At 69.6% G+C, this 18,380-nt stretch carries 25 protein-coding genes; 5 read left to right on the top strand and 20 right to left on the bottom strand.

Annotation, left to right across the window (positions count from 1 at the left end):
* Window positions 1-57: 57 nt before the first annotated feature.
* The 15 genes from ACERZO_RS47615 to ACERZO_RS47545 form a co-directional block, all read right to left on the bottom strand.
* Window positions 58-585 (bottom strand): hypothetical protein, encoded by a 528-nt coding sequence (locus ACERZO_RS47615; RefSeq protein WP_372672622.1) that lies wholly within the window; start codon window positions 583-585, stop codon window positions 58-60.
* The gene (locus tag ACERZO_RS47610; protein WP_372672621.1) at window positions 582-1,052 is read right to left on the bottom strand and encodes a hypothetical protein; all 471 of its coding nucleotides are present in this window, start codon (window positions 1,050-1,052) and stop codon (window positions 582-584) included. Before ACERZO_RS47610 ends, ACERZO_RS47615 begins: the two co-directional genes overlap by 4 nt.
* Entirely contained in the window at window positions 1,049-1,429 is a 381-nt protein-coding gene (locus tag ACERZO_RS47605; protein ID WP_372672620.1) for a hypothetical protein, read from the bottom strand. Before ACERZO_RS47605 ends, ACERZO_RS47610 begins: the two co-directional genes overlap by 4 nt.
* Window positions 1,426-2,007 carry a hypothetical protein gene (locus ACERZO_RS47600; RefSeq protein WP_372672619.1) on the bottom strand — a complete coding sequence of 194 codons (582 nt, stop codon included), beginning with the start codon at window positions 2,005-2,007 and terminating at the stop codon, window positions 1,426-1,428. The genes ACERZO_RS47605 and ACERZO_RS47600 overlap by 4 nt, the downstream gene beginning before the upstream one ends.
* Window positions 2,004-2,828: a hypothetical protein gene (locus ACERZO_RS47595; RefSeq protein ID WP_372672618.1), complete on the bottom strand. Its 825-nt coding sequence runs from the start codon at window positions 2,826-2,828 to the stop codon at window positions 2,004-2,006. The genes ACERZO_RS47600 and ACERZO_RS47595 overlap by 4 nt, the downstream gene beginning before the upstream one ends.
* 915 nt (window positions 2,829-3,743) lie before the next feature.
* Window positions 3,744-4,127, bottom strand: coding sequence for a hypothetical protein (locus ACERZO_RS47590; protein ID WP_372672617.1), 384 nt, complete (start codon window positions 4,125-4,127; stop codon window positions 3,744-3,746).
* Window positions 4,114-5,496, bottom strand: coding sequence for a hypothetical protein (locus tag ACERZO_RS47585; protein ID WP_372672616.1), 1,383 nt, complete (start codon window positions 5,494-5,496; stop codon window positions 4,114-4,116). Before ACERZO_RS47585 ends, ACERZO_RS47590 begins: the two co-directional genes overlap by 14 nt.
* Window positions 5,497-5,824: 328 nt before the next feature.
* The gene (locus ACERZO_RS47580; protein WP_372672615.1) at window positions 5,825-6,091 is read right to left on the bottom strand and encodes a hypothetical protein; all 267 of its coding nucleotides are present in this window, start codon (window positions 6,089-6,091) and stop codon (window positions 5,825-5,827) included.
* Entirely contained in the window at window positions 6,088-6,336 is a 249-nt protein-coding gene (locus tag ACERZO_RS47575) for a hypothetical protein (protein WP_372672614.1), read from the bottom strand. Before ACERZO_RS47575 ends, ACERZO_RS47580 begins: the two co-directional genes overlap by 4 nt.
* Window positions 6,333-6,935: a hypothetical protein gene (locus ACERZO_RS47570; RefSeq protein ID WP_372672613.1), complete on the bottom strand. Its 603-nt coding sequence runs from the start codon at window positions 6,933-6,935 to the stop codon at window positions 6,333-6,335. The genes ACERZO_RS47575 and ACERZO_RS47570 overlap by 4 nt, the downstream gene beginning before the upstream one ends.
* Window positions 6,932-7,312 (bottom strand): hypothetical protein, encoded by a 381-nt coding sequence (locus ACERZO_RS47565; RefSeq protein WP_372672612.1) that lies wholly within the window; start codon window positions 7,310-7,312, stop codon window positions 6,932-6,934. The genes ACERZO_RS47570 and ACERZO_RS47565 overlap by 4 nt, the downstream gene beginning before the upstream one ends.
* Window positions 7,309-7,728, bottom strand: a complete 420-nt coding sequence (locus ACERZO_RS47560) for a hypothetical protein (protein ID WP_372672610.1) — start codon at window positions 7,726-7,728, stop codon at window positions 7,309-7,311. Before ACERZO_RS47560 ends, ACERZO_RS47565 begins: the two co-directional genes overlap by 4 nt.
* Window positions 7,729-7,828: 100 nt before the next feature.
* Window positions 7,829-8,491 carry a zinc finger domain-containing protein gene (locus tag ACERZO_RS47555; RefSeq protein WP_372672609.1) on the bottom strand — a complete coding sequence of 221 codons (663 nt, stop codon included), beginning with the start codon at window positions 8,489-8,491 and terminating at the stop codon, window positions 7,829-7,831.
* Window positions 8,488-9,366 carry a deazapurine DNA modification protein DpdA family protein gene (locus tag ACERZO_RS47550; RefSeq protein ID WP_372672608.1) on the bottom strand — a complete coding sequence of 293 codons (879 nt, stop codon included), beginning with the start codon at window positions 9,364-9,366 and terminating at the stop codon, window positions 8,488-8,490. Before ACERZO_RS47550 ends, ACERZO_RS47555 begins: the two co-directional genes overlap by 4 nt.
* Window positions 9,363-9,920: a hypothetical protein gene (locus ACERZO_RS47545; protein ID WP_372672606.1), complete on the bottom strand. Its 558-nt coding sequence runs from the start codon at window positions 9,918-9,920 to the stop codon at window positions 9,363-9,365. Before ACERZO_RS47545 ends, ACERZO_RS47550 begins: the two co-directional genes overlap by 4 nt.
* A 106-nt stretch (window positions 9,921-10,026) precedes the next feature.
* Here ACERZO_RS47545 and ACERZO_RS47540 point away from each other — a divergent pair, with 106 nt between their 5' ends.
* The 4 genes from ACERZO_RS47540 (at window position 10,027) to ACERZO_RS47525 (ending at window position 12,411) form a co-directional block, all read left to right on the top strand.
* Window positions 10,027-10,416: a hypothetical protein gene (locus tag ACERZO_RS47540; RefSeq protein WP_372672604.1), complete on the top strand. Its 390-nt coding sequence runs from the start codon at window positions 10,027-10,029 to the stop codon at window positions 10,414-10,416.
* Window positions 10,417-10,566: 150 nt separating this feature from the next.
* Complete coding sequence (locus ACERZO_RS47535; protein ID WP_372672603.1) at window positions 10,567-11,799, top strand: helix-turn-helix domain-containing protein; 1,233 nt, start codon at window positions 10,567-10,569, stop codon at window positions 11,797-11,799.
* Between the two features lie 61 nt (window positions 11,800-11,860).
* Window positions 11,861-12,040, top strand: a complete 180-nt coding sequence (locus tag ACERZO_RS47530; RefSeq protein ID WP_372672602.1) for a hypothetical protein — start codon at window positions 11,861-11,863, stop codon at window positions 12,038-12,040.
* Window positions 12,037-12,411 carry a hypothetical protein gene (locus ACERZO_RS47525; protein ID WP_372672601.1) on the top strand — a complete coding sequence of 125 codons (375 nt, stop codon included), beginning with the start codon at window positions 12,037-12,039 and terminating at the stop codon, window positions 12,409-12,411. The genes ACERZO_RS47530 and ACERZO_RS47525 overlap by 4 nt, the downstream gene beginning before the upstream one ends.
* A gap of 706 nt (window positions 12,412-13,117) precedes the next feature.
* On the opposite strand, the gene ACERZO_RS47520 is transcribed toward ACERZO_RS47525, so the two are convergent.
* From ACERZO_RS47520 to ACERZO_RS47500, 5 genes are all read right to left on the bottom strand, one after another.
* On the bottom strand, window positions 13,118-13,531 hold the full coding sequence (locus ACERZO_RS47520) for a hypothetical protein (protein ID WP_372672600.1): 414 nt from the start codon (window positions 13,529-13,531) through the stop codon (window positions 13,118-13,120).
* Window positions 13,532-13,652: 121 nt separating this feature from the next.
* Window positions 13,653-14,894: a hypothetical protein gene (locus ACERZO_RS47515; protein ID WP_372672599.1), complete on the bottom strand. Its 1,242-nt coding sequence runs from the start codon at window positions 14,892-14,894 to the stop codon at window positions 13,653-13,655.
* Window positions 14,895-15,055: 161 nt separating this feature from the next.
* Window positions 15,056-15,346: a hypothetical protein gene (locus tag ACERZO_RS47510; RefSeq protein WP_372672598.1), complete on the bottom strand. Its 291-nt coding sequence runs from the start codon at window positions 15,344-15,346 to the stop codon at window positions 15,056-15,058.
* Between the two features lie 90 nt (window positions 15,347-15,436).
* Window positions 15,437-16,201, bottom strand: a complete 765-nt coding sequence (locus ACERZO_RS47505) for a protein phosphatase 2C domain-containing protein (protein ID WP_372672597.1) — start codon at window positions 16,199-16,201, stop codon at window positions 15,437-15,439.
* A 5-nt stretch (window positions 16,202-16,206) separates the two neighbouring features.
* Window positions 16,207-16,977, bottom strand: a complete 771-nt coding sequence (locus ACERZO_RS47500) for a GntR family transcriptional regulator (protein ID WP_372672596.1) — start codon at window positions 16,975-16,977, stop codon at window positions 16,207-16,209.
* A gap of 51 nt (window positions 16,978-17,028) precedes the next feature.
* On the opposite strand from ACERZO_RS47500, the gene ACERZO_RS47495 reads away from it, so the two are divergent.
* Complete coding sequence (locus ACERZO_RS47495) at window positions 17,029-18,354, top strand: DUF2637 domain-containing protein (RefSeq protein ID WP_372672595.1); 1,326 nt, start codon at window positions 17,029-17,031, stop codon at window positions 18,352-18,354.
* Window positions 18,355-18,380: the final 26 nt, after the last annotated feature.

The following is an 18,380-nucleotide window of genomic DNA, read 5'->3' as shown; positions in this document are numbered from 1 at the left end:
CAGGGCCCCGCTCCCCCAGGCCGGGGGCGGGGCCCTGTGGCGTTCAGGCCGCGCCGGTCACGTGTTCTCTTCCTGGTGGTGGTCGCCGCCGGGGCAGCAGGTGCATCCGATTTGGACAGTGAGCCACAGCCGGCGGGTGTGCTGGGGTCCTGGGTGGATGACGGGCTCGAGCTTGCGCATGTGCTGCGGGCTGTCGTCGGGCACCAGCTGCAGCCCCACCCACGCGGCGCCGGTCGTTTTGCGGGTCGGGCGGGCAAGCGCGTCGTAGGCCGGTTTCGCCGAGGCGGCGAGGTTGTCGGTATCGGCGCTGCGGTTGTCGCCGGGCGCCCAGTGCAACTGGACGGTGAGGAACTTGGCCTTCGGGATGCGGGCGGCTTTCGCTCGCCACGTCACGCCGTCGGTGATCGTCTGCTTGTACTCGTGGTGTTTCCGCCAGTGGACCTTCCAGTTGAGGTTGTACGGGCACAGCTTCGGCGGATAGCTGCGGTTGACGGCCTTGCCGCTGCGGCGCTTGGGCTGCGGGGGCATGACGAGCGGCACGTCGATCTCGAAGACGCGCCCCAGGTTTGGGTCCGGAGCGTTCACGCTGCGACCACCTGGGCGGCGCGCCCGGCGCGCAGGCCGCGCCACCAGGCCGCGGTCGCGGCCGCGCTGGCTTCGCGACGCAGGTCCCGGCGGACCTCCTCGACCACGCGGCGCCGGACGCCGGTCCGCTCGGCGATCACCGCGACGTCCAGCGACGTCGCGGCGAGCTCGCGCAGCAGTCCCAGCTGGCCCGCCGGGACGTCTTTCGCGCGCCGGGCGGGCAGGGTAGTCACCGCGGCCGCTTCGCGGCGCAGCTCGGCGCGGACGCGCTCGACGGTGCGGCGGCTGACGCCGGCCTGGGCGGCGACGTCGACGGCGTAGCGGTCCGTCGCGGCGAGACGACGCACGACCTCGTCGCGCTCGTCCGAGTTGAGGCGGGCGACGTCGATGACGCCTTCGCAGGCCAGCTCGATCGCGAAGTCGTCGAGCAGGGCCTCCGGCTCGGCGGCGAACAGGGGGATCGTCATGCTGCGACTCCTTCCCGCTTGCGGGAGCACAGGGTGCGGGCGACGCCGGCGTCGACGCCGGCGTCGAGCAGCCGCTCGTACTCGGCGGGGTCCTGGAGCCAGCCGAGCAGGTCCGCGGGCGAGCGATCTTCGAGGACCAGGCCGGCGAGGATCGTGAGGACGGCGCGGGTGCCGAGCTCGATCCCGGCCGGGGCCGGGGCGCGGTCGTTCCTGAGGGCCCCCCGGAGGACGCGGTCGGCGTCGGCCAGTGCGAGCCCGATGCCGTCGACGTCGCCGCGGTGCACCAGGTCGATGACCTGCTGGGCGTGCGGGAGCACCTGGTCGAGGTGTCGGCTTCCGGTGAGGGCGGCGGCGTCGGTCGTGGTGGGGGTGTTCATCGCTGGTGGGCTCCCTTCGGGCTGGCGCTGGTGGCGGTGTCGCGCGCGTAGTGCTCGGCGGCAAGCCGGCAGGCGCGACGGTTTCCGTGGAAAACCGGGGCGGGGCCGAGGGGCCACACCCGGTTCTCGGGGAACTGGATGGGCCGCTGGTTGGCGGTGACGACGTCCCCGCACTCGGGGCAGCAGCCCGGCTCGGCGAACCGCAGGGCGCGCGCGTAGGCGAGTTCCGCGGCCCGGTCGGCTTCCTGAGCGAGGCAGGGCATCGGCTCGTGGCAGCAGCCGCACACCGCGTAGTGCCCGTGCGGGTAGATCCACCAGGCGACGACTCCGGCCCAGGTGCGCAGGCGGACGCCTTCGCCGTCGCCGGTGGCCGGCCTGATCGTGATGAGGCTCGGTGTGGCGTCGGGTCCGTGGACGTCGACCATGGCGTGGTCGGACTCTCGCCACTCCTCGGCCGGGACCGGGGTGATGGCCTGGACGATCCACACGCGACGGTCCCACGCGATGGTGTCGCCGATCTGCGGCGTGCGGTGCGTCTTCTCGGCGTCGGCCGGTTCCCACTTGGCAGTCGTGCTCATCGCGCTGTTGCTCCCGCCTGAACGGGCCCCTGGAGGAACGGGGCGTCGTTTTCGGGGTGAAGGGCCGGGGGCAGCTCGGCGAGGTCCGTGATGAGCCTCTGGCGGCGAACCGGCAGCTCGCGCGCGCGCCCGCGCGTGTGGTGAGTTACCTCCACGGCCTGAGTTTCGAGTTGACCACTGATTCGGTGACCACGATTTTCGAGGGCAAGCCGACCCGGACCGCAGGGAGCGGAGCGACCGAGGACCGGAAGCGGCGCGGCAGCGCCTCCGTTCTTCGGTTCGGGTTGTTCTTCTGTTCGGGTAGTTAGTACTTCGGGTAGTTGATCTCCCTCCTGAGGGAGGTCGGGACCTCCCTCAGGAGGGGTGACCGGACCTCCCGTGGAGCGGGTCACCGGACCTCCCTTGGAAGGGATGTCCGGCCTGACCTGCGCGTTCGCGGCGTAGAAGCTGGTCAGGGAGGCGTGGCCGGTGAAGGTGACGGGCGGGGCCTCGTGGACGGTGTAGATGTGCCGCTTGTACATGCGGTTCGGGCCCCAGCGGACCACCTCGATCTCGACGGCGCCGAGCTCCACCAGCGGCTTGGTGTACTTGCCGACGTCGGTGGCCTTTTTCAGTCCCATCAGGCCGGCGAGGGTGGCCTGCGTGGGCCAGCAGGTGTCGTCGCCGCGTTGCCCGTTCACGTGCATCCGTAACAAGGCGTAGAGCGTCTTCGACTGTGACGGGAGATCGGCAAGGAGAACCCACTGGCCGACCGTCGTGTAGGGGAATCCCCGACCGTGGCGGATGGCCATCTCGGTGTCGGGGTCGTGCGTTTCGAACAAGGTCGTGCTCCGGATGTAGGTCCGCGCGCGCGATGGGACAGCGAGCGTGCGGACGATGACCCGGCAGGCAGGAGGAAGCGCGCGTGTGCGGGCAGCTCGAGCTGTGCCGGAACTCGCGACGCGGCGACGGCGCGCGGTCCGGGCAGGTGCCCGTAGGAGTGGACCGCGGCGACGTGCTGGGCGTCGTGAGCTGGAGGAACCCCCTGCCCGGCTGGGTTGTCAGCTGGCGGGGGCTAGAAACCCGCGCGAGTGCGGGTTATCCGACGTTCGTCGGCTCTCTACGGCGCTAGTCCGGAGATGTGATCGTCGTATCGGCTTCGCTTCGGCGTGCCGTGGGTACGATCCACGCTGGCCCCCTTGGTGCTCGTCTGTGTTGGAACGAGTCCTCGGGCGGTGAGGCGGTCCTGGACCGTCTCGGCCCCGGGGGTGGGGTGCTGACCCACTTCCGGGGCTCCCGCCGGGAACCCGAGACTTGCTTACTCAACGAAATCTATGTGAGTAATCGTCTTCGTGGAATAACGGGGCCGTAACACTGTGGTCTCCTAGAATACTCGTCAGCCGCCATTCGGGTGACGAATTCCGCCGGAACTTCTGGGCCAAAACCTGTAACGCCTCCCTCCTCGCCGTCACTTACCAGCGACAACGCGTCACTACCGCCCGGTAGCTTGATCAAGAGAAACCGCAGGTAGACAAGGCTTGTCACCGTCCACAGTGACCACTCGCACACGTTGCACTCATGATCACCTGCGGTACCGAAGTGATCACCTCTGGTTACAGAGAATGCGTGGCCTAGTCGTTCTAGAGCATTTGCACTAGCCCCGCGAATTTCACAGTAACGCCGCAGCCCTGTTCGGCGATGAATAGAGTTCGACTCTGCATTTTGCGCTGCATTCACGGCCATAGGCGGTTGTCACATCACAGACCGTGACGGGCGAGGAAGGCGAAGTACCCGCCGCGCGGCTCGAAGTGCTTGCTCAGCTCGTCGAACAGCTCCTGCACCGCCTTGCGCTCCCAGCCCGGCACCTCGCCGTCCTGTGTGCCCTCGAGGTAGAGCCGGGCGCTCTCCCACTCCTCGAACGCCGTGAGTGGCCGGTAGATCAGCAGCCACCGGGCACGCGCGGCCGGGCTTCCGTGCTCCCGCACGGGCGCCAGACCGATCCGCTCAGCGTCCTTTTCGGACATGTCGAACGCTGCCCACGGGTCGGCGTCCGGGGCCACGCTGGGTGCCGCCCCGGCCGGGGCCGGTGCCCGCCGCTGAATCGCGGCGGGCACCGGCCATGCCCACTTACTGCTGCTCACCGGAGGCTTCCTCGTCGGCGCGCGCCTCGTCTTGCGTCGCCTGCTCGATCGCCGCGGCGATCACCTCGCGGCGCTCACTCTCGGGCATCGCGCTGTAGTTGCGCAGCTCTGTCAGGATCGTCCGCAGGTCCCCGATGGGCATCAGGTCGTTCACGCCGGGGACCCGGCGTTTGACCACATCGGACAACAGCAGTCGCTGAGCGGTCCGGTCCATGACTTCCAAGTGGGTCAGGCCGGCGCCAATGGCCGCGCGCAGCTGCTCGGACGTCATGCTCTCGACCGGCTTCCCCTTGGTCGCCGTGCCACCCTGGGGCGTCGGAGGCGGCGTGTCGGCCCGCACGCGGGCAACGCGGCGTTCCTGGCGTTGGTCGCGCTGCTCGGCGGGCTCCGGCGGGCGGCCGACGCCCTGGGCGCGGGCGTCGCGCTCGGCCAGGCGACGGTTTTCCTCCTCGCGGTCCTCGTCCGCGCCGTCGCGACGTACTTCCCGGCAGTACGCCTTGTCCGGGTCGCACTTCATGTAGTCGAAGATCAGCCACTCCAGCGGGTTCTGGCTCGCCGGGGTGGCAACGGCTTCCTCGTCGGACTGGATGCCCGCGAACACCGATCGGCAGCCGACGACCTCGACCTTCGGGCGCCGGCCGCTGGTGCTGCGCCGGACGCGCAGGACGGCCGTCGAGTCGAACGCCAGGTCCTTCTGCGCCTGCGTGCTCCAGATCTTCTCCCCGGTGGGGTTCCCGTCGTCGCCCATCGCGGCGACGTCGCGGCCGCGGGCGGTGTAGACGACGATGCCGGGGATCGCGGCGAGCAGGTTCAGGATCTCGTAGTGCTTGTCGATGACCGGGTTCCAGTAGTTCGGCCCGGCGTTGATCTCGGCGTTCGGGTCACGGCGGAGGATGGCCTGGTTCTTCTTGGACTGCCGGGCCCGCCACTTCGCCAGCGCGCCGAGGCTGCGCCACTCCCCCGACATCGAGTCGATGCACACGACGATCGGCGGCTCGCCGGCTGCGCGGGCGGCCAGGCCGACACGGCGCAGCCACGACAGCTTCTCCATGAAGTCGGCCAAGTTGGCGAACGGCACGATTTCGTAGTTCGCACCGGGAACCGCGCCGTACTGGTGCGCGGTTCCCTCGAACCCGAATTCGAGCCAGAACGCCCGGCCCACCTTTTCGCTGCCGGTGAACTCGGCGAGCACCCAGGACTTCCCGGCCTTCTCCTCGCCCTCGACCAGAACCATGGGCCACGGCACCGCGCCGGTCGGGGTCTCGGTCGGGACGGCCTTGAGCAGGCGTTCCAGCTCGGCGGTGGCCTTGTCGAGCGACGTCCCGGCACCGGTCGGTGTGCTGACCGGGGCGTCGAGCGTTGCGGTCATTTCTCCCTCGTTTCTGACATGACGGTTCCCCTAGCGCTCTTGGCAAAGATCGAAAATTCCCGCCAACGCACGCTTTATTGATAGCTTTTTTTGGGGATACCGAAACGCTATTCTGCCCCAACATCAGATGTCAATAAGCAATTATCGACGTCTGTTCTTAAATGAATTAGGCCCGAGACGGAATGCGTCTCGGGCCTAATTCGCGGGGTTTCGGGGAGGCGGGCGGGACGGTGCCGGCCTCGGCGCGAGCGGCCTGTGGGTACAGGTATGCCGTCGCGCAGGCCCGTACTTTAGCAGCTTTTCGCAGGTCCCCAGGGTGACTCGGCGCTCAGCTGATCTCCCACTGGGACCGCTCGGCCGCGGTGAGCATCCGAACTTCGCACGACACAGCGCCGTCTGCGGAGATCGCGAAGTCCCAGCGCAGCGGGTTCGGGCGGCGCGGCTTCACCGGGCTGCTGATCTCGGCGAGGCTGTTGGTCCAGACCCAGCCGCCTCCCTCGACGCGGGCCAAGTACGGGTTCTTCGACGGGAGGGTGTCGATGAGGACGTCGACGGCCGGGCCGGGCTCGGGATCCCCGGTGGTCCAGCTGCTCATGGCCAGTTCTCTCCTGGGTGCGGGGCGAAGTGGACGGTGCGGGTCATCCGCGCCGCGAGGTGGTCAAGGAAGGCCGGCAGGCGTTCGTCGTCGTGGAACGGGTCCAGCTCGCCGCCGCGGATCTCGTCGGCGATGTCGGGGCGCTCCCGCACCAGCTGGTTGAACGCGGCCTGGCCTTCGGCCTGGGCGGGGCGCTCGTGGTGGTAGAGGGCGACGCGTCGCAGGTACCGCTCGTACTCGGTCACGGGGCGCTCACCGACACCAGCGCCGACAAGCCCATCGGCGCGACGCGGAACGCAGTCCTGGTCAGCTGGTCGATCGCCTTGCGCCGAGCGAGGGCCCGCGCGGCGGCGGCCGCGACGATGCTGAGCCCGCTGTACTCGGCTGCGGCCGGGCCGAGCAGCATTCCGGAGAGAACCGCGGTCCGGACGTCCGGCGGGATGTCGAGTTCGCACATCGCGTCTTCGGCGGAGGCGAGCATCCCCGTGGCCTGCTTGAAGGTCATGGCCAGGACCGCGTCCTCCTCGAGGAGACGCTGCCCGTCGTCGCCGAGCAGCGTGGCCGCGGCCGCGCGCCGGATCTCGGCGTGCCGCTCGTCGATGCTGGCCGGCTCGCCCGGGTGCTCTAGCTGGTACGGCGTCGAGTCTTCGACCCGGTCGACCCGGTGCACCGGGATGCCGAACAGGTCCGCGCTCAGCACGCCGTAGCGCTCCGGCTTCGGCGTCGCCTTCGGGAGTGCGTCCATCTGGCGCCGAGTGAGCCGGATCGGCTTGGGCGGGGGCGGGAACGACTCGATCATCTCGACCAGCCGCTCGTAGCTCAGGCAGTCGCTGTCGCCGGTCACGTCGCCTCCGGAGCGAACAGCGTCGGTTCCGGCGCGAGGGCCAGGCGCGGCCCGGCGAGCCGGTCGTCGATCGCGAGGGCCCACCGCGCGGCGTACGCGCTGATCTCCAGCAGCTCCTTGCGCAGGGCAACCGGGTCGAGCTCGGCCAGGGCCCCGGTGACGTGCTTCATCAGCTCGGCGCGGTGGGAGAGGCGGCCGCCGGCCGTGTCGACGTCGACGAGCTCGGCCGCCTTCGTCGCGGCGTGACGGTCGAGCGGTCGGCCAGTGCCGTCCGGGAGCGAACCGAGGCCAGCGGCGGCCGCGGCCCGGTCCTGCGCGGTGACCGCGGTGAAGACCTCGCCGAGGACGCGGTGCTGCGAGTGCTTGCCGTCGATCACGCCTGCACCGCCTGCTCGTCGACGGGCACGACGACGTCCGGGCGGACGTCGAGCGGCATCCACGGGCGACTGTCGAGCTTCACGCGCACGGTACTGGCGGGCTCGACGACGTCGCCGAAGTTCGCCCCGACCTTGACGCGCTGGCCGGGCTTGAAGCCGCCGGGGATGACGTGCACGCCGTGGGCGATCAGCGCTTCGGCGATCGTGACGGCGGTCTGAGTGAGCGCCTCGGCCATGATCCCGGTGGCCGGGTCCGGCTCACCGTTGTCGTAGCCGGCGCGCTCGACCAGTCCGCGGAGCTGCGGCAGCACGAAGTCGTCGACCGCGGCCATGATCCTCTCGTCGCCGCGCAGCGTGCTGGTGATGATGTCGACCAGGGTGCGTTCGGTGGCGGTGGGCGCGGGTGCGTAGGTCATCGTCGGTTCCTTTGCTGGTTGAGCGAGCGGTCGCGGTTGGTGGCGCGACCGTTGAACAGGGCGTAGAGGCAGCGGCGCACGTACCGCTGCAGGTCGGTGATCACGGGATCTCCTGGGCCGGAACGGCGGCGGCGACGGCGGAGGGCAGGAACTCCAGCACCGGCTCGTCGTCGGGCGGCAGGTTCCGGATGTGGTGGACCAGCGAGGTCTCGGCGGCGCGCAGCAGCGGCTGGCCGCAGGCGAGGGTGAAGAACTCGACGGGGAAGTCGGTCAGCTCGGCGAGCAGGACCAGCGCCTCCCACGCCGGGTACAGCTCACCGGCCTCCCACATGTCCACCTGCGGCTCGGCGACGCCACACGCCTCGTCGACCTCGGGCCCGTAGAGGCCGCGCAGGTCCAGGGCCTGGGTGATGCGGTGCGGCACGACGTCGCCCGCAGCCCACGCCTGGTAGGCGCGTTGATCGGGAGAGAACCGCGCTGCCCGCCGCCGGGCGGCCACCATGGCGGCTTCGAGCCTGACCAGTGCGGCCACGCGGCGCCCGGCGAGGTCGCTGGCCGGGGCGACCGGCGCGGCCTCGGCGGCGAGCTGCTTGCGGGCGTCGTGGTAGTCGGTGAGGGTCTGCCGGCCGCCGCGGCGGAGCCGGAAGCACGCTTCCATCGGCGCGGCGCCGCAGGCCGGGCAGCGGCGGGTGCGCGGGTTGTCCCGCTCGGTGTCGCGGGCCGGACCGTGCGGGGTCCAGCGGATGCCGTTGACGGTCTTCACGCCGCGAACTCCTCCCCGAACAGGTCCAGCTGGCCGCCGGTGGGCTCCGGCGAGCGGAAGGAGTGGATCAGACGGTCCCGCCACAACAGGGCGTAGTCGAGGCAGGAGGTGCACTTCTGGTGCGTGCCGACGCACGCGGGAAGCGGGTCGCTGTAGCGGGCATCGACCGACCACGACTCGGTGTCTGAGGTCTTGATGAGGTGGCCGACGCGGCGGATCCCGAGGGTCTTTACGCCGTAGGCGTGGATGTCGATACCGGGCACCGCGGCGACGATCGCCGAGATGATCGCGATGATCTCGCGCGTGGACTGGCGTCGGCAGAGGGAGCCCACGCCGACCGGTCCGGCGAGCAAGTCGACGCCGGCGCGGCGGTACTTCTCGATGCACGCGACGTACGCCTGAGGCGTGTCGCCCTGCAGCGTGGGGACGAACTTCGAGGGCCCGAGCGAACGCAGGAACCACTCGTCCCAGCGGGCGGTCAGCTCGAGGTAGTTGGCGACGGTGCGGTCCTGGTGCTCGCCGACCGTGAGGCCGGTCTTCGCCAGGATGTGGTCCTCGCACATCCAGTCCTGGATGCCGACCATCGTCGGCGGCCCGATCCAGTGGTGGTACTCGGCGATGGCGGAGACGTACTCGCGCGGGTCGGTGCGCCAGTAGCCGTGTTCCTCCAGCTCGTTGCGGGGCGTGCCGTCCGGGATGGCGTCGAGCGCCGAGTAGGCGCCGGAGTCGACCATGTACGGGCCGCGGTCGGGCCGGTCGCGGCGAATCCACCAGGTGGTGCGCTGGAGGCGGTGATGGGCGATGCAAACCGGGACCGGCGCGATGAGCTGGCTGGGCTCGGAGATGCCCAGGTAGAGGTCGGTGGCGACGTTCACGGTCGTCTCCGCCGGGAATCCAGGTCGATGACTCGTGCGCCGGTGCCGCTGCGGGTGCTCTTGCGGGGGTAGGTCACGTCGAGCGCGGCTACCGCGGCGTCGAAGCGGTCATCGGCGATGCGAGCGGGGTCTTGCAGTCGCGCCCAGCGGGCCAGCAGCTGCTCCCCGGCCGGGGTGAGCTTGAGCCGGCGGCCGCGGAGCCACACCTTCCCAAAGCGGTGGTTCCTCATGTGGTCGAAGACGACGTACTGCTTGTTCGCGGCGAAGGCGCGGGCGGCGCGCTCCTCGGTGCGGCCGAAGAAACCGTCGACGCGGTCGGTGCGCTTGCGGGTGTCGGACAGGTCGCATTGCGGGTCCTGGAGATGGGCGCGGCCGGTGAAGATGTTGACCCTGAGCACGAGGTGGCCGCGGCCGATCAGGTAGAGCGCGCGGTAGGCCGGCCACGCGGATCGGGTGACGTGCTGTTCGGTGGGCGCCGGGGCCGCGGGGAGTTCGGCGACCTCCCACAGAGCCGGCTGCTCGGCGCCGGACGCATCGATCAGGGACGAAGTCATGCCAGAAAATCTGGCATACGAGTGGATCAGATGGCCAGGGTTTCATGCCAGATTTTCTGGCATTCTCGCCGCGGCTGAGCGCCAGGGAATCTGGCATGATGCGCCCGTGCCACGCGACGCCTCTCCCCGGAATTCCCGCCCTTCCCCGCCCGATCCCGTGGCCGCCCGGGAGTGGCTGGAAGCCATCCGCCAGGCCCGCGAGGACGAGCCCGCCGCGGTGGCTTACGCCGTCGCCGCGGGCCTCGGGAAGCAGCAGATCGCCGACCTCCTCGGCAGGAACAGGGAGACGGTCCGCGTCAAGCGCAAGCAAGCCGAGGAAGCGGGGAAAGCCCGGGGAACAGCAGGTCAAGGCGGGGATTCCCCGATCCCCGTCCCGGCCGGGGACGACGGGGAGACCGGGGAATCTCGGGGAGCTGGCGGTCCCCGCAAGCAGGCCGGCGAGGAGTCTTCCCCGGGGACGAGGACGACCTCGCTGCCGGGGAGCGAACCCCACTGAGCCATCCGCGTGTCCCCGCCCGCGGGGAAGGGGAACCACGCCAGCAGCGTTACGCTGGGGACGTACCTCTTCGCGGAGGAACGGCCCCCGGACTGGCCCCCGGGGGTTCGCGAAGAGGTCAGCTCTTCCTCCCGCGAACCGAGGTCACCCATGACTGACGACGACATCGCCGACTTCGGCCGGCGCATCCGAGAGCTCCGCTCGGCGCGACGTCTCACCCTGCGCGAGCTATCCGACCTGACCGGCATCTCCTACGGCCACCTGGGCAAGATCGAACGTGGCGAGCGTGAAGTCGACAGGCGACGCACCTTGGAAGCGCTCGCGCTCGGGCTGCGCGTAGCCGCGTGGGACCTCACCGACCAACCGGTAGCCAGCTACGACCCGGTCAGCAGGGAAGGCCACGCGGCGCTGCGCGAGGTCGAAGCCGCGCTCGAGATCTACGAGCTGGGCCACGACCCGGGCGTGGCCGCGCGACCGTGGCCGGAGATCGCCGCCGACGTGCGGCACCTGATCGACCTGATGCACGTTCATTCCGACTACGTCGGCCAGGGCCAGCTGCTGCCGAAGCTGCTGCCCGAGCTGCACGCGGCGTACGTGCGCTACCCCGAGCACCGCACCGAGATCCTGCGGGCGCTGATTCGCGCCTACGCCAGCGCGACCTGGACAACCAAACGACTCGGCGGCCGCGGCCTTCCCGCCATCGCGTCCCGGTACGCGCAGCAGATCGCCGGCGAACTGAACGAGCCGCAATGGATCGGCTTCGCGGCCTGGCTGCGTGGCGACGCCACCGGCCAGCTGAGCAGGCCGGACCAGTACCGGCGCAGCGTCAGCGCGGCGGACAACCTCGCCGGCCAGCTCGACAACGACCAGGTCGCCCAGGCGTACGGGATGCTGCACCTCTCGGCGGCGCTCGCGTCCGCAGCCCAAGCCGACCGGACGACGGCGAACACACACCTCGCCGAGGCGGCCGCCGTCGCCGAACGGCTCGACCCGGAAGTCGGCAGCTTCGCCCGGCTGTGGTTCGGCCGCCCGAACGTGAAGGTCTGGACCGTCGCGCTGGCGACGGAGTTCGGCGACGGGCCAAAGGTGGCCGAGGTGGCACGCAATGTCGCGATCGAGGCCATCCCCAGCCCAAGCCGCAAGGCCGAGTTCTGGAGCGACGTCGGCCGGTCCCTGTTGCCGCACGCCAAGACCCGCGAGGAAGGCCTGCACGCGATCCTCACCGCTGAGCGCCTGGCGCCGCAGCGTGTCCGCAACGACGTGTTCGTTCGGGAAGCCGTCGCTGCGCGGTTCCGCCGGGACCGACGTGAGGCCGGCGGCCGCGAACTTCGCGGCCTCGCGTACCGCATGGGCTTGCACACCGGCTCTACGTCGATCGGGTGAAACAGCTCGCTTGTGTCCTCCATGACACAAGCGAGCTGGTGCCACTTTTAATCTCTTCGCCGTGACCACCGAACAGCCTTCCACCAGCGCGAACATGCCGCATCAGCGGCACGCGCCGAGCGCTGACGGCCGGCGGCTCACCCAAGAGTCGCCCAACGGCCGAGCGCCGATCGACGCCGACATGGACGAAGACGCGTGGCGCGCCATGGCAGCTGCCTCGTCGAGCAGGTGCAGCGCATGAGCAACAACCCGATCGGAATCGGGATCCGCCACTACTCCGGGGACGCGCTTCGGCACGCGTACCGCATCGTGCCGTTGGCCAAGCTGGAACTTCGGCGCCAGCTTGAAATCCACTCGGTATGCCACGAGCTGCTGGACGGGATGCTCGGCCTGTCGCACATCTACGACATGGTCAATCGGACAAACTTCAAGCACTTGGGCGGCCCGTTCAACGGGTGCCCCCTGTGCGCTGTCTGGCTAGCGACGAACCCTCACGAGGTCATCGCTGACGGCTTGGTCGTCGCCGTGGGCGGCATACTCCCGGACATCCCCGAACCGAGGTGGCCGGGTCGAGAGCGAGTAGTCCGACGGCCCGCGAGGGCCGCCCCCTGAAGCAGCCTCCGGCTTGCGCGATGCGTCCAACAGTCCTCGGGCGCCCACCTTTCCCCAAAAAAGGTCGCGCGAGCCGGAGGTGTCCACCCTCCTCGGTACAAGGCTGCGGGACCGGCCTGGTGGTCCCGAGGAGGTCGGTGCACGCAGGCCGCTCCAGGTGGTGGTAGCAGGCCTGCCGCACCACCCCCGACCAACCGAATTCGATGGGTGGCCGCGCTTCGAGGCGCGGAGGTTGGTCGGGACGACGCTCCCGGCATTGCTCTCGTGTTGCGCGGACCTGACGCTCCCGCGCGCCGGGAGCGTCCCTAAAACTTCACAGCTCTCTCCCCCGGCAAACGGGCACGTGCGCCTTCAACTGCCGCGAGGAGAGACCGGTGCGGTCGGTACTCCTGACGATGCCGCCTGCACCACCCCGGTGAACCCCGCCATCACCTATCCAAGGTGTAGCGGTGTCGCAGCCAGTCGGTGGGGTTCACCGGGGATCCACAACTTCACAGCTCCTGCGAGCACCACGTCGGCCGGAACCTGGAGCCCCCCGTGGGGTTTCGACCGCCTTGGGGGCCGGAATCGCAGGAAACAGAAGGTAGCCGCCTCGTTCCCGATCGCCCCCCGGTGCGCGGGGCGGCGAACCCTTCGCCGGCCACTGTAGGAGTTGGCCGGTAGCGCCCCCGGACAGATCAGCATGCAGTCCTGTCCGGGGGCGCTTTCACGTCTCCCGGTCGTCCACCGCGGCTTCCACCACCGGCTCGACGTCAACCAAGGTGCCGGCCTCGCGGCTCAGCCGTTCGTACCGACGCCGCATCAGCTCGAGCACGGCGTCTGAGCCGTCCGGATGCCGCAGGTGCAACGTCCGCAGCCGGGACTGCCCCGCCGCTTTCGCCGCCTTCGCGCGCGCAGCCTCACCGAGCATCTTGTGGTCCGCGCCGCGCTCGTGCGCGACGTAGAACAGGTAGTCCTCGACCACCTTCAACGCCTCGAAACACCCGTGGACCTCGGCGAAGAGATCGACGACGTCCCCAGCTGTGCCCTGCCAGCACAGTTCGTGAAGTGACTGGTGAAGCTGAAGGATTTCCAGCTGCCCCGGCAACCCAAGGTGACCAAACAGCTCAGACCGCTCCATAAGGCGCCAGGGTATAGGACCCTATACCCTGGCGCCTAGGAAGAATTTTTCCTGTTCAGCCGGTTGCGCGACGTCCGGACCGTCCATTGTGGAGGCTCGCTTCGCTCGCGCCAGGACGGCATCAGCCGGCGTTCGCGACGTGCGGGTATTGCTCCGTTGGCCGCGGTGACGCGTGTGGGTGGCAGCTGCACTTCACGAACTTGCCGTCTCCGCGCTCGATCATCCGGGCGTGGGGGCCTTCGCCAGATCGCGCGCCGCAGTTCGAGCACGCTGGGCGATCCTCGACCACGGGAGCGATCGTTGGGGAGGGCTGCTCCGGCCAGGGCAGCTCGTTGTCGCGCAGCCGGTAGAGCCAGCAGCCGACGACGGACTTCGTAACGGTGTCGAGGTCGGCGGCCAGGTGAGCGCGCAGCTGCTCCAGGACCAAGCCGTACCGCTCGGGCGCGGCGAGGATGTCGTGGCAGCGCTGGGCTACCTCCTGCAGCTTTGCTGATCGCCGGCCTGGTGCCCGCTTGTCGGCGGGGACCGGGATGGCCGCGAGCATCGCCGTGATGGTGTTCATCAGCTCGGGATCTACCACCACCTCCACCGGTTCTGCGGGCGCGGGCACGGTGCCGAACTTCAGGCAGCCGTCGTTCCCGGTGGTGGTTAAGGGTTCGTCTGGTTGGACTTGGTCTGGTTTCTGTGCGGCGGGGCGCACGCTCCGAGGTGCGCTGGGGCGTGCGCTGCGGGGTGCGCTGGGGCGCACTTCGGATGGTGCGCTGGGGCGCACAACCGGTGGTGCGCTGGACCGTACTACCGGTTGTGCGCTGGGGCGCACAACGGCGTGAGCTGCACTTTTACCGAACTCGATGTAGTTCGGGGTCGGGCTTGGTGCCGAACTCGCGTCGAGTTCGGCGGTTGCGCGGCGGCGGGCGTAGAACTCCTTGAGTGACTTGGGCCCGGCGTAGTCCTCCGGAGGCTCCTGGTTGACGACGTACACGTTGCGGCGTCGCATCCCGTTTCCGTACGTCTTCGTGTACTTCTCGACGGCGTCGATCTCGGCCAGCTCGTCGATGTACCGATCGACCGACTGCGGCCGACTGAACCCGCACCAGTCCGCCAGGGTCTCCCGGGTGGGCCACACCGTGAAGTCGCCGTGATCACTGCGGGTCTGGTTGAGGTGCATCGAGAGGTGCCAGTACAGGGCCTTGGCGTGGTCGCTGACGCCGGAGAGAGCGACCCAGTCGCCGAGCTGCGTGTACGGGGCGCGGCGGCCGGAGGCGATCTCCAACAGTTCGTCCAGCTCGACGAGGTCGTCGGGCGGCGTGGCTGCCGGCCGCGTGGGGCCGGTGCGTGAACGGCGTGCTGATCGTGTGGTCACGGTGGTCCTTGTGCTGTGATGCACGGCCACCCCGGGGTGTCGCTTGCCTCCGGAATCGGGGCTGTGTGACACTGGAGATGCCGCGCAATGGCTCGGAAGGCACTGCTCGGTACTGCTTCACGGCCCGGCTGGAGTTCCCGCTCCGCCGGGCCGAGCTGTTTCTAGGAGGCTTTCGCCTCGTCCTCGCGCATCGGGCGTGAGTGGATCTCGTAGCTCCAGGTGAGCTGACCTCGGGCGTCGTGGCCGCGGTGCTGCGACAGGTAGCCGCCGGCCACCAGCTCGCGCCGCACGCGCGCGGCTTTGGTCAAGCCGATGCCGGTGCCGCTGGCGATCGTCTCCACGGTGATGTGTCCCGGTGCGACCTCGCACAGCCACGCGAAGAGGCCGCGGGCCTCCAGCGAGAGCCCGTTGTCCCGCATCGCGTAGGCGGGATCTGGTCGGTCGGTGCTCATCTCCACCCTTTCCCCTGGTCAGTCCATCTGGCGGAAACCCTAGCGTGGCAACGCCAAGGCGTGGTCATCTGCGGATCTTCGGCGTGTCGTTCACAGCTGCACCAGCACCGCGGTCGCGTCGTCGTACCGCTTGAACCGGCGCCCGGAGACCGGATCCGGCTCCGGCGGAGTGGCCAGTTCGGACGCTCGGACCCGGTTGATCAGCCAGTCCGGGCCCTCCTCAACGAGCACGGTCCGCAGCGCCGCCCAGTCCCCCAGCTTGAACAGCTCGGTGAAGCGGCTCGCGCCATCCGTGAACATCGCGAACTCGCCGGCCTTCTCCATCGGCACCGTGCCGACGACCGCCTCGGCGACGACGCCCGGGTCGGTCTGAGCGACGAAGAACCCGCCCGGCCCCGGCCTGTTCCGCGCGGCCTCGATCCCCTCGCGGGAGTAGTCCGGCAAGTACGACGTCCGGTCGTCGACGATCACCGTGCCGTCCTCCAGCACGATCGGCGAGTCCGCCAGCGCGAAGTAGTCCAGCTCCCCGCCGCGGCGACGCACGATCGCGACGGTGGCGGACGGCGACGCGTTGTTCGTCAGGTCGCAGTCGGGGCCGTGCTCGCCGACAACCATGGCGATCGCGTCGTGCACCGCCTGGCGCAGCTCGATCTCGTCCCGGGTGATGAGCAGCTGGGCGACCGCGGCCGCGAGGTGGCGCACGTACCAGGCGACCGTGTGCACGCAGCCGGAGTCGATGCCGGCCGGGGCGGTCGCGCCGTCGAGCAGGATCACAAAGTCGGGGCCGGCGAGCACGTAGTCCTCGTTGACCCGGCCCGGCTCGGGCGACGGCTGGGTGGCAAAGCTGATCTGCACCGGCCTCAGTCCTCGAACTCGAAGGGGTAGGCGAAGCTGGCCAGCTGCGGGTGCATCACCGCGAGCATGACCTCGACGGGGCGGCCGTGCTGGTCGAACACCGTGCGGACGAGGTCGATGACCGGCATCGTCTCCGGCAGGTCCAGCAGCTCTCGCTCTTCTGGACCCGGCGCGATCCGGACGGTGATCTCCTCCAGCCCTCGGGTCGGTTCGAACCCCGCTTCGTGCAGCCGGGCGAAGCCTCCCCCCGGGCCGGTGTTCTCCTCGCGCAGCAGCGGCGCGGCCTCGGCGACGTCGAGCGGGTAGTAGGAATCCGCCAGCTGGTTGGCGGTGTCGTCGACGAACGTCCGCCGCCGGCGAACCCACACGGCGGCGCCGCTTTGCAGCTCGAGCCGCTCGGCGACGAAATCGCTGGCAGGGACCTCGGCGAGTTCACGCACCTCCTGGTGCACGAGGTGTGCCTGGTCGCCGGCCTCCGCCTCGAGAATGGCGCGGCCGCCGTGCAGCCACACCGAGCGCCGGTACCGGTCGATGCCGTGCCGACGCAGGGGTGGGAGCTTGCGGACGTACACCCCGCTGCCCGCGCGTCCGAACAGGACGCCTTGGGTCTTGAGGATGTCGAGCGCACGCCGCACAGGCGCGTCGGAGACGCCGTAGGCCTTCGCGAGGTCGGCGATGGCTGGAAGTGACGTTCCAGGCTCGTAGACACCCTGTGCAACTTTTTGTCTCAGGTCGTCGGCGATGCGCTGGTAGAGCGCCATCTTCCCGCTACTCATAGTGGCCACCCTAGCGCTAGATCGAAAGCTTGTATACGAGCTCTTGCCTTCTTGATCACGGAGACGTACATTGGCCTCATGCAAAGCTCGTATACAAGCTTTCCTGGGGCGGTAGCCGACCCGGGACCGCTTGTCGAGGATGTCGACCCGCCCGGCGCGTCGGTCGACGAATCCGGCGCGCATTCACGCCACGATTCCGCCATGACCGAAACCTCCACGCCCAATCACGCGACCGACGCGGACGAGGCCGAAGAACTCGGCTGGTGGAAAACGAACAGGATCTTCCTGATCGTCGCTTTGCTGACCCTGCTCGCTGGCGCCGTAATCGTCGTCACGCAGCTCAACTTCTATCGCGATATCCCCGGCCTCACGATCGAGGTGGTGGGCCACAAGATCATCGTTTGGCCGCTGATTCCGATCATGGTCGAAGGCTTCACCTGGACCTTCGGCGCGATGGCGACCCACGCCGTCCGGACGAAGACCGGCGGGGCCGGGAAGTACATCCGCTGGATGTGGTTCTTCGCCACGATCGCCGCGACCGTGAACGTCTACCACAACGTCAGGACCACCCACGACATCCTGACCGGCGTCGTGCTCGGCGGTGCGAGCATCGCGGCGCCGTTCCTCTGGCACAGCTACGTCGGCATGACCAGCGCGATCGTCGAGCACCGCAGCGTCGAAGACGTGAAGCTCGCGGCCAAGCGCCGCCTGCAGCACCCGCGGCTCTCGTGGCGCGCGGACCGCATCCAGACCCTGCTGATGTGCGACCGGCCGACCGCGTGGGCTTACGCCCTGGTCTTCAAGACCTCGGAGATCCACGACAAGGTCAAGGCCGACCTCGGGCAGCGCCTCGACGAGACGCCGCCACAGGTCGGCGCGGTGCTCGCCGCCCGCGTCGTGCGCCCCAACCAGCCCGCCGTGCCGAAGGCCAAGGCCGTGGCCAGGCCGGCCGTCAAGGCCGCGCCGCCGCGCCGCCCCATCGCGCCCCTGGCCCCGCCGAAGCCGATCGAACCTGCCCCGGCGAAGGTTGCCGAACCGCAGGTCGACCAGCCCTCCGACGCCCCGGCTGCTCGCGACGAGCAGCCTGCGGAGACCACCGGCCAGCTCGCCCCCGTGATCAAGATCAACGGTGGCCCGGACGGCGTCGACGAGCAGGAGATGACGCTCGAAGCCGTGCTGGCACAGCTGCAGCTCCCGGAAAAGAAGGCGCACATCGTCCGCACCTTCCACGAACTGGAGCAGCGCGGCCCCGTCCGCTCGTACGCCCAGGTCGACCGCCAGGCCGGCACCAACGCCTACGCCAAGACCGTGCTCCCCGGCTACTTCGACGCCGTGGGCATCCCGAACCCCTTCGCAACCGCACAAGCCAGCGGGTAACCCCGCGCCCCCCTGGAGGAAGACGG

Origin of the sequence: Amycolatopsis kentuckyensis (assembly GCF_041679295.1) — a bacterium.
Lineage (GTDB): Bacteria > Actinomycetota > Actinomycetes > Mycobacteriales > Pseudonocardiaceae > Amycolatopsis > Amycolatopsis kentuckyensis_A.
Note: the sequence above shows the minus strand (reverse complement) of the source record. Positions and strands in the feature narration are given on the sequence as shown.

Coding starts and splice junctions, on each gene's coding strand:
- ACERZO_RS47520 (WP_372672600.1), bottom strand. CDS start 13,531: ATGGAGCGGTCTGAGCTGTTTGGTCACCTTGGGTTGCCGGGGCAGCTG.
- ACERZO_RS47525 (WP_372672601.1), top strand. CDS start 12,037: ATGAGCAACAACCCGATCGGAATCGGGATCCGCCACTACTCCGGGGAC.
- ACERZO_RS47500 (WP_372672596.1), bottom strand. CDS start 16,977: ATGAGTAGCGGGAAGATGGCGCTCTACCAGCGCATCGCCGACGACCTG.
- ACERZO_RS47585 (WP_372672616.1), bottom strand. CDS start 5,496: ATGACCGCAACGCTCGACGCCCCGGTCAGCACACCGACCGGTGCCGGG.
- ACERZO_RS47600 (WP_372672619.1), bottom strand. CDS start 2,007: ATGAGCACGACTGCCAAGTGGGAACCGGCCGACGCCGAGAAGACGCAC.
- ACERZO_RS47580 (WP_372672615.1), bottom strand. CDS start 6,091: ATGAGCAGCTGGACCACCGGGGATCCCGAGCCCGGCCCGGCCGTCGAC.
- ACERZO_RS47610 (WP_372672621.1), bottom strand. CDS start 1,052: ATGACGATCCCCCTGTTCGCCGCCGAGCCGGAGGCCCTGCTCGACGAC.
- ACERZO_RS47510 (WP_372672598.1), bottom strand. CDS start 15,346: ATGAGCACCGACCGACCAGATCCCGCCTACGCGATGCGGGACAACGGG.
- ACERZO_RS47605 (WP_372672620.1), bottom strand. CDS start 1,429: ATGAACACCCCCACCACGACCGACGCCGCCGCCCTCACCGGAAGCCGA.
- ACERZO_RS47535 (WP_372672603.1), top strand. CDS start 10,567: ATGACTGACGACGACATCGCCGACTTCGGCCGGCGCATCCGAGAGCTC.
- ACERZO_RS47560 (WP_372672610.1), bottom strand. CDS start 7,728: ATGACCTACGCACCCGCGCCCACCGCCACCGAACGCACCCTGGTCGAC.
- ACERZO_RS47545 (WP_372672606.1), bottom strand. CDS start 9,920: ATGACTTCGTCCCTGATCGATGCGTCCGGCGCCGAGCAGCCGGCTCTG.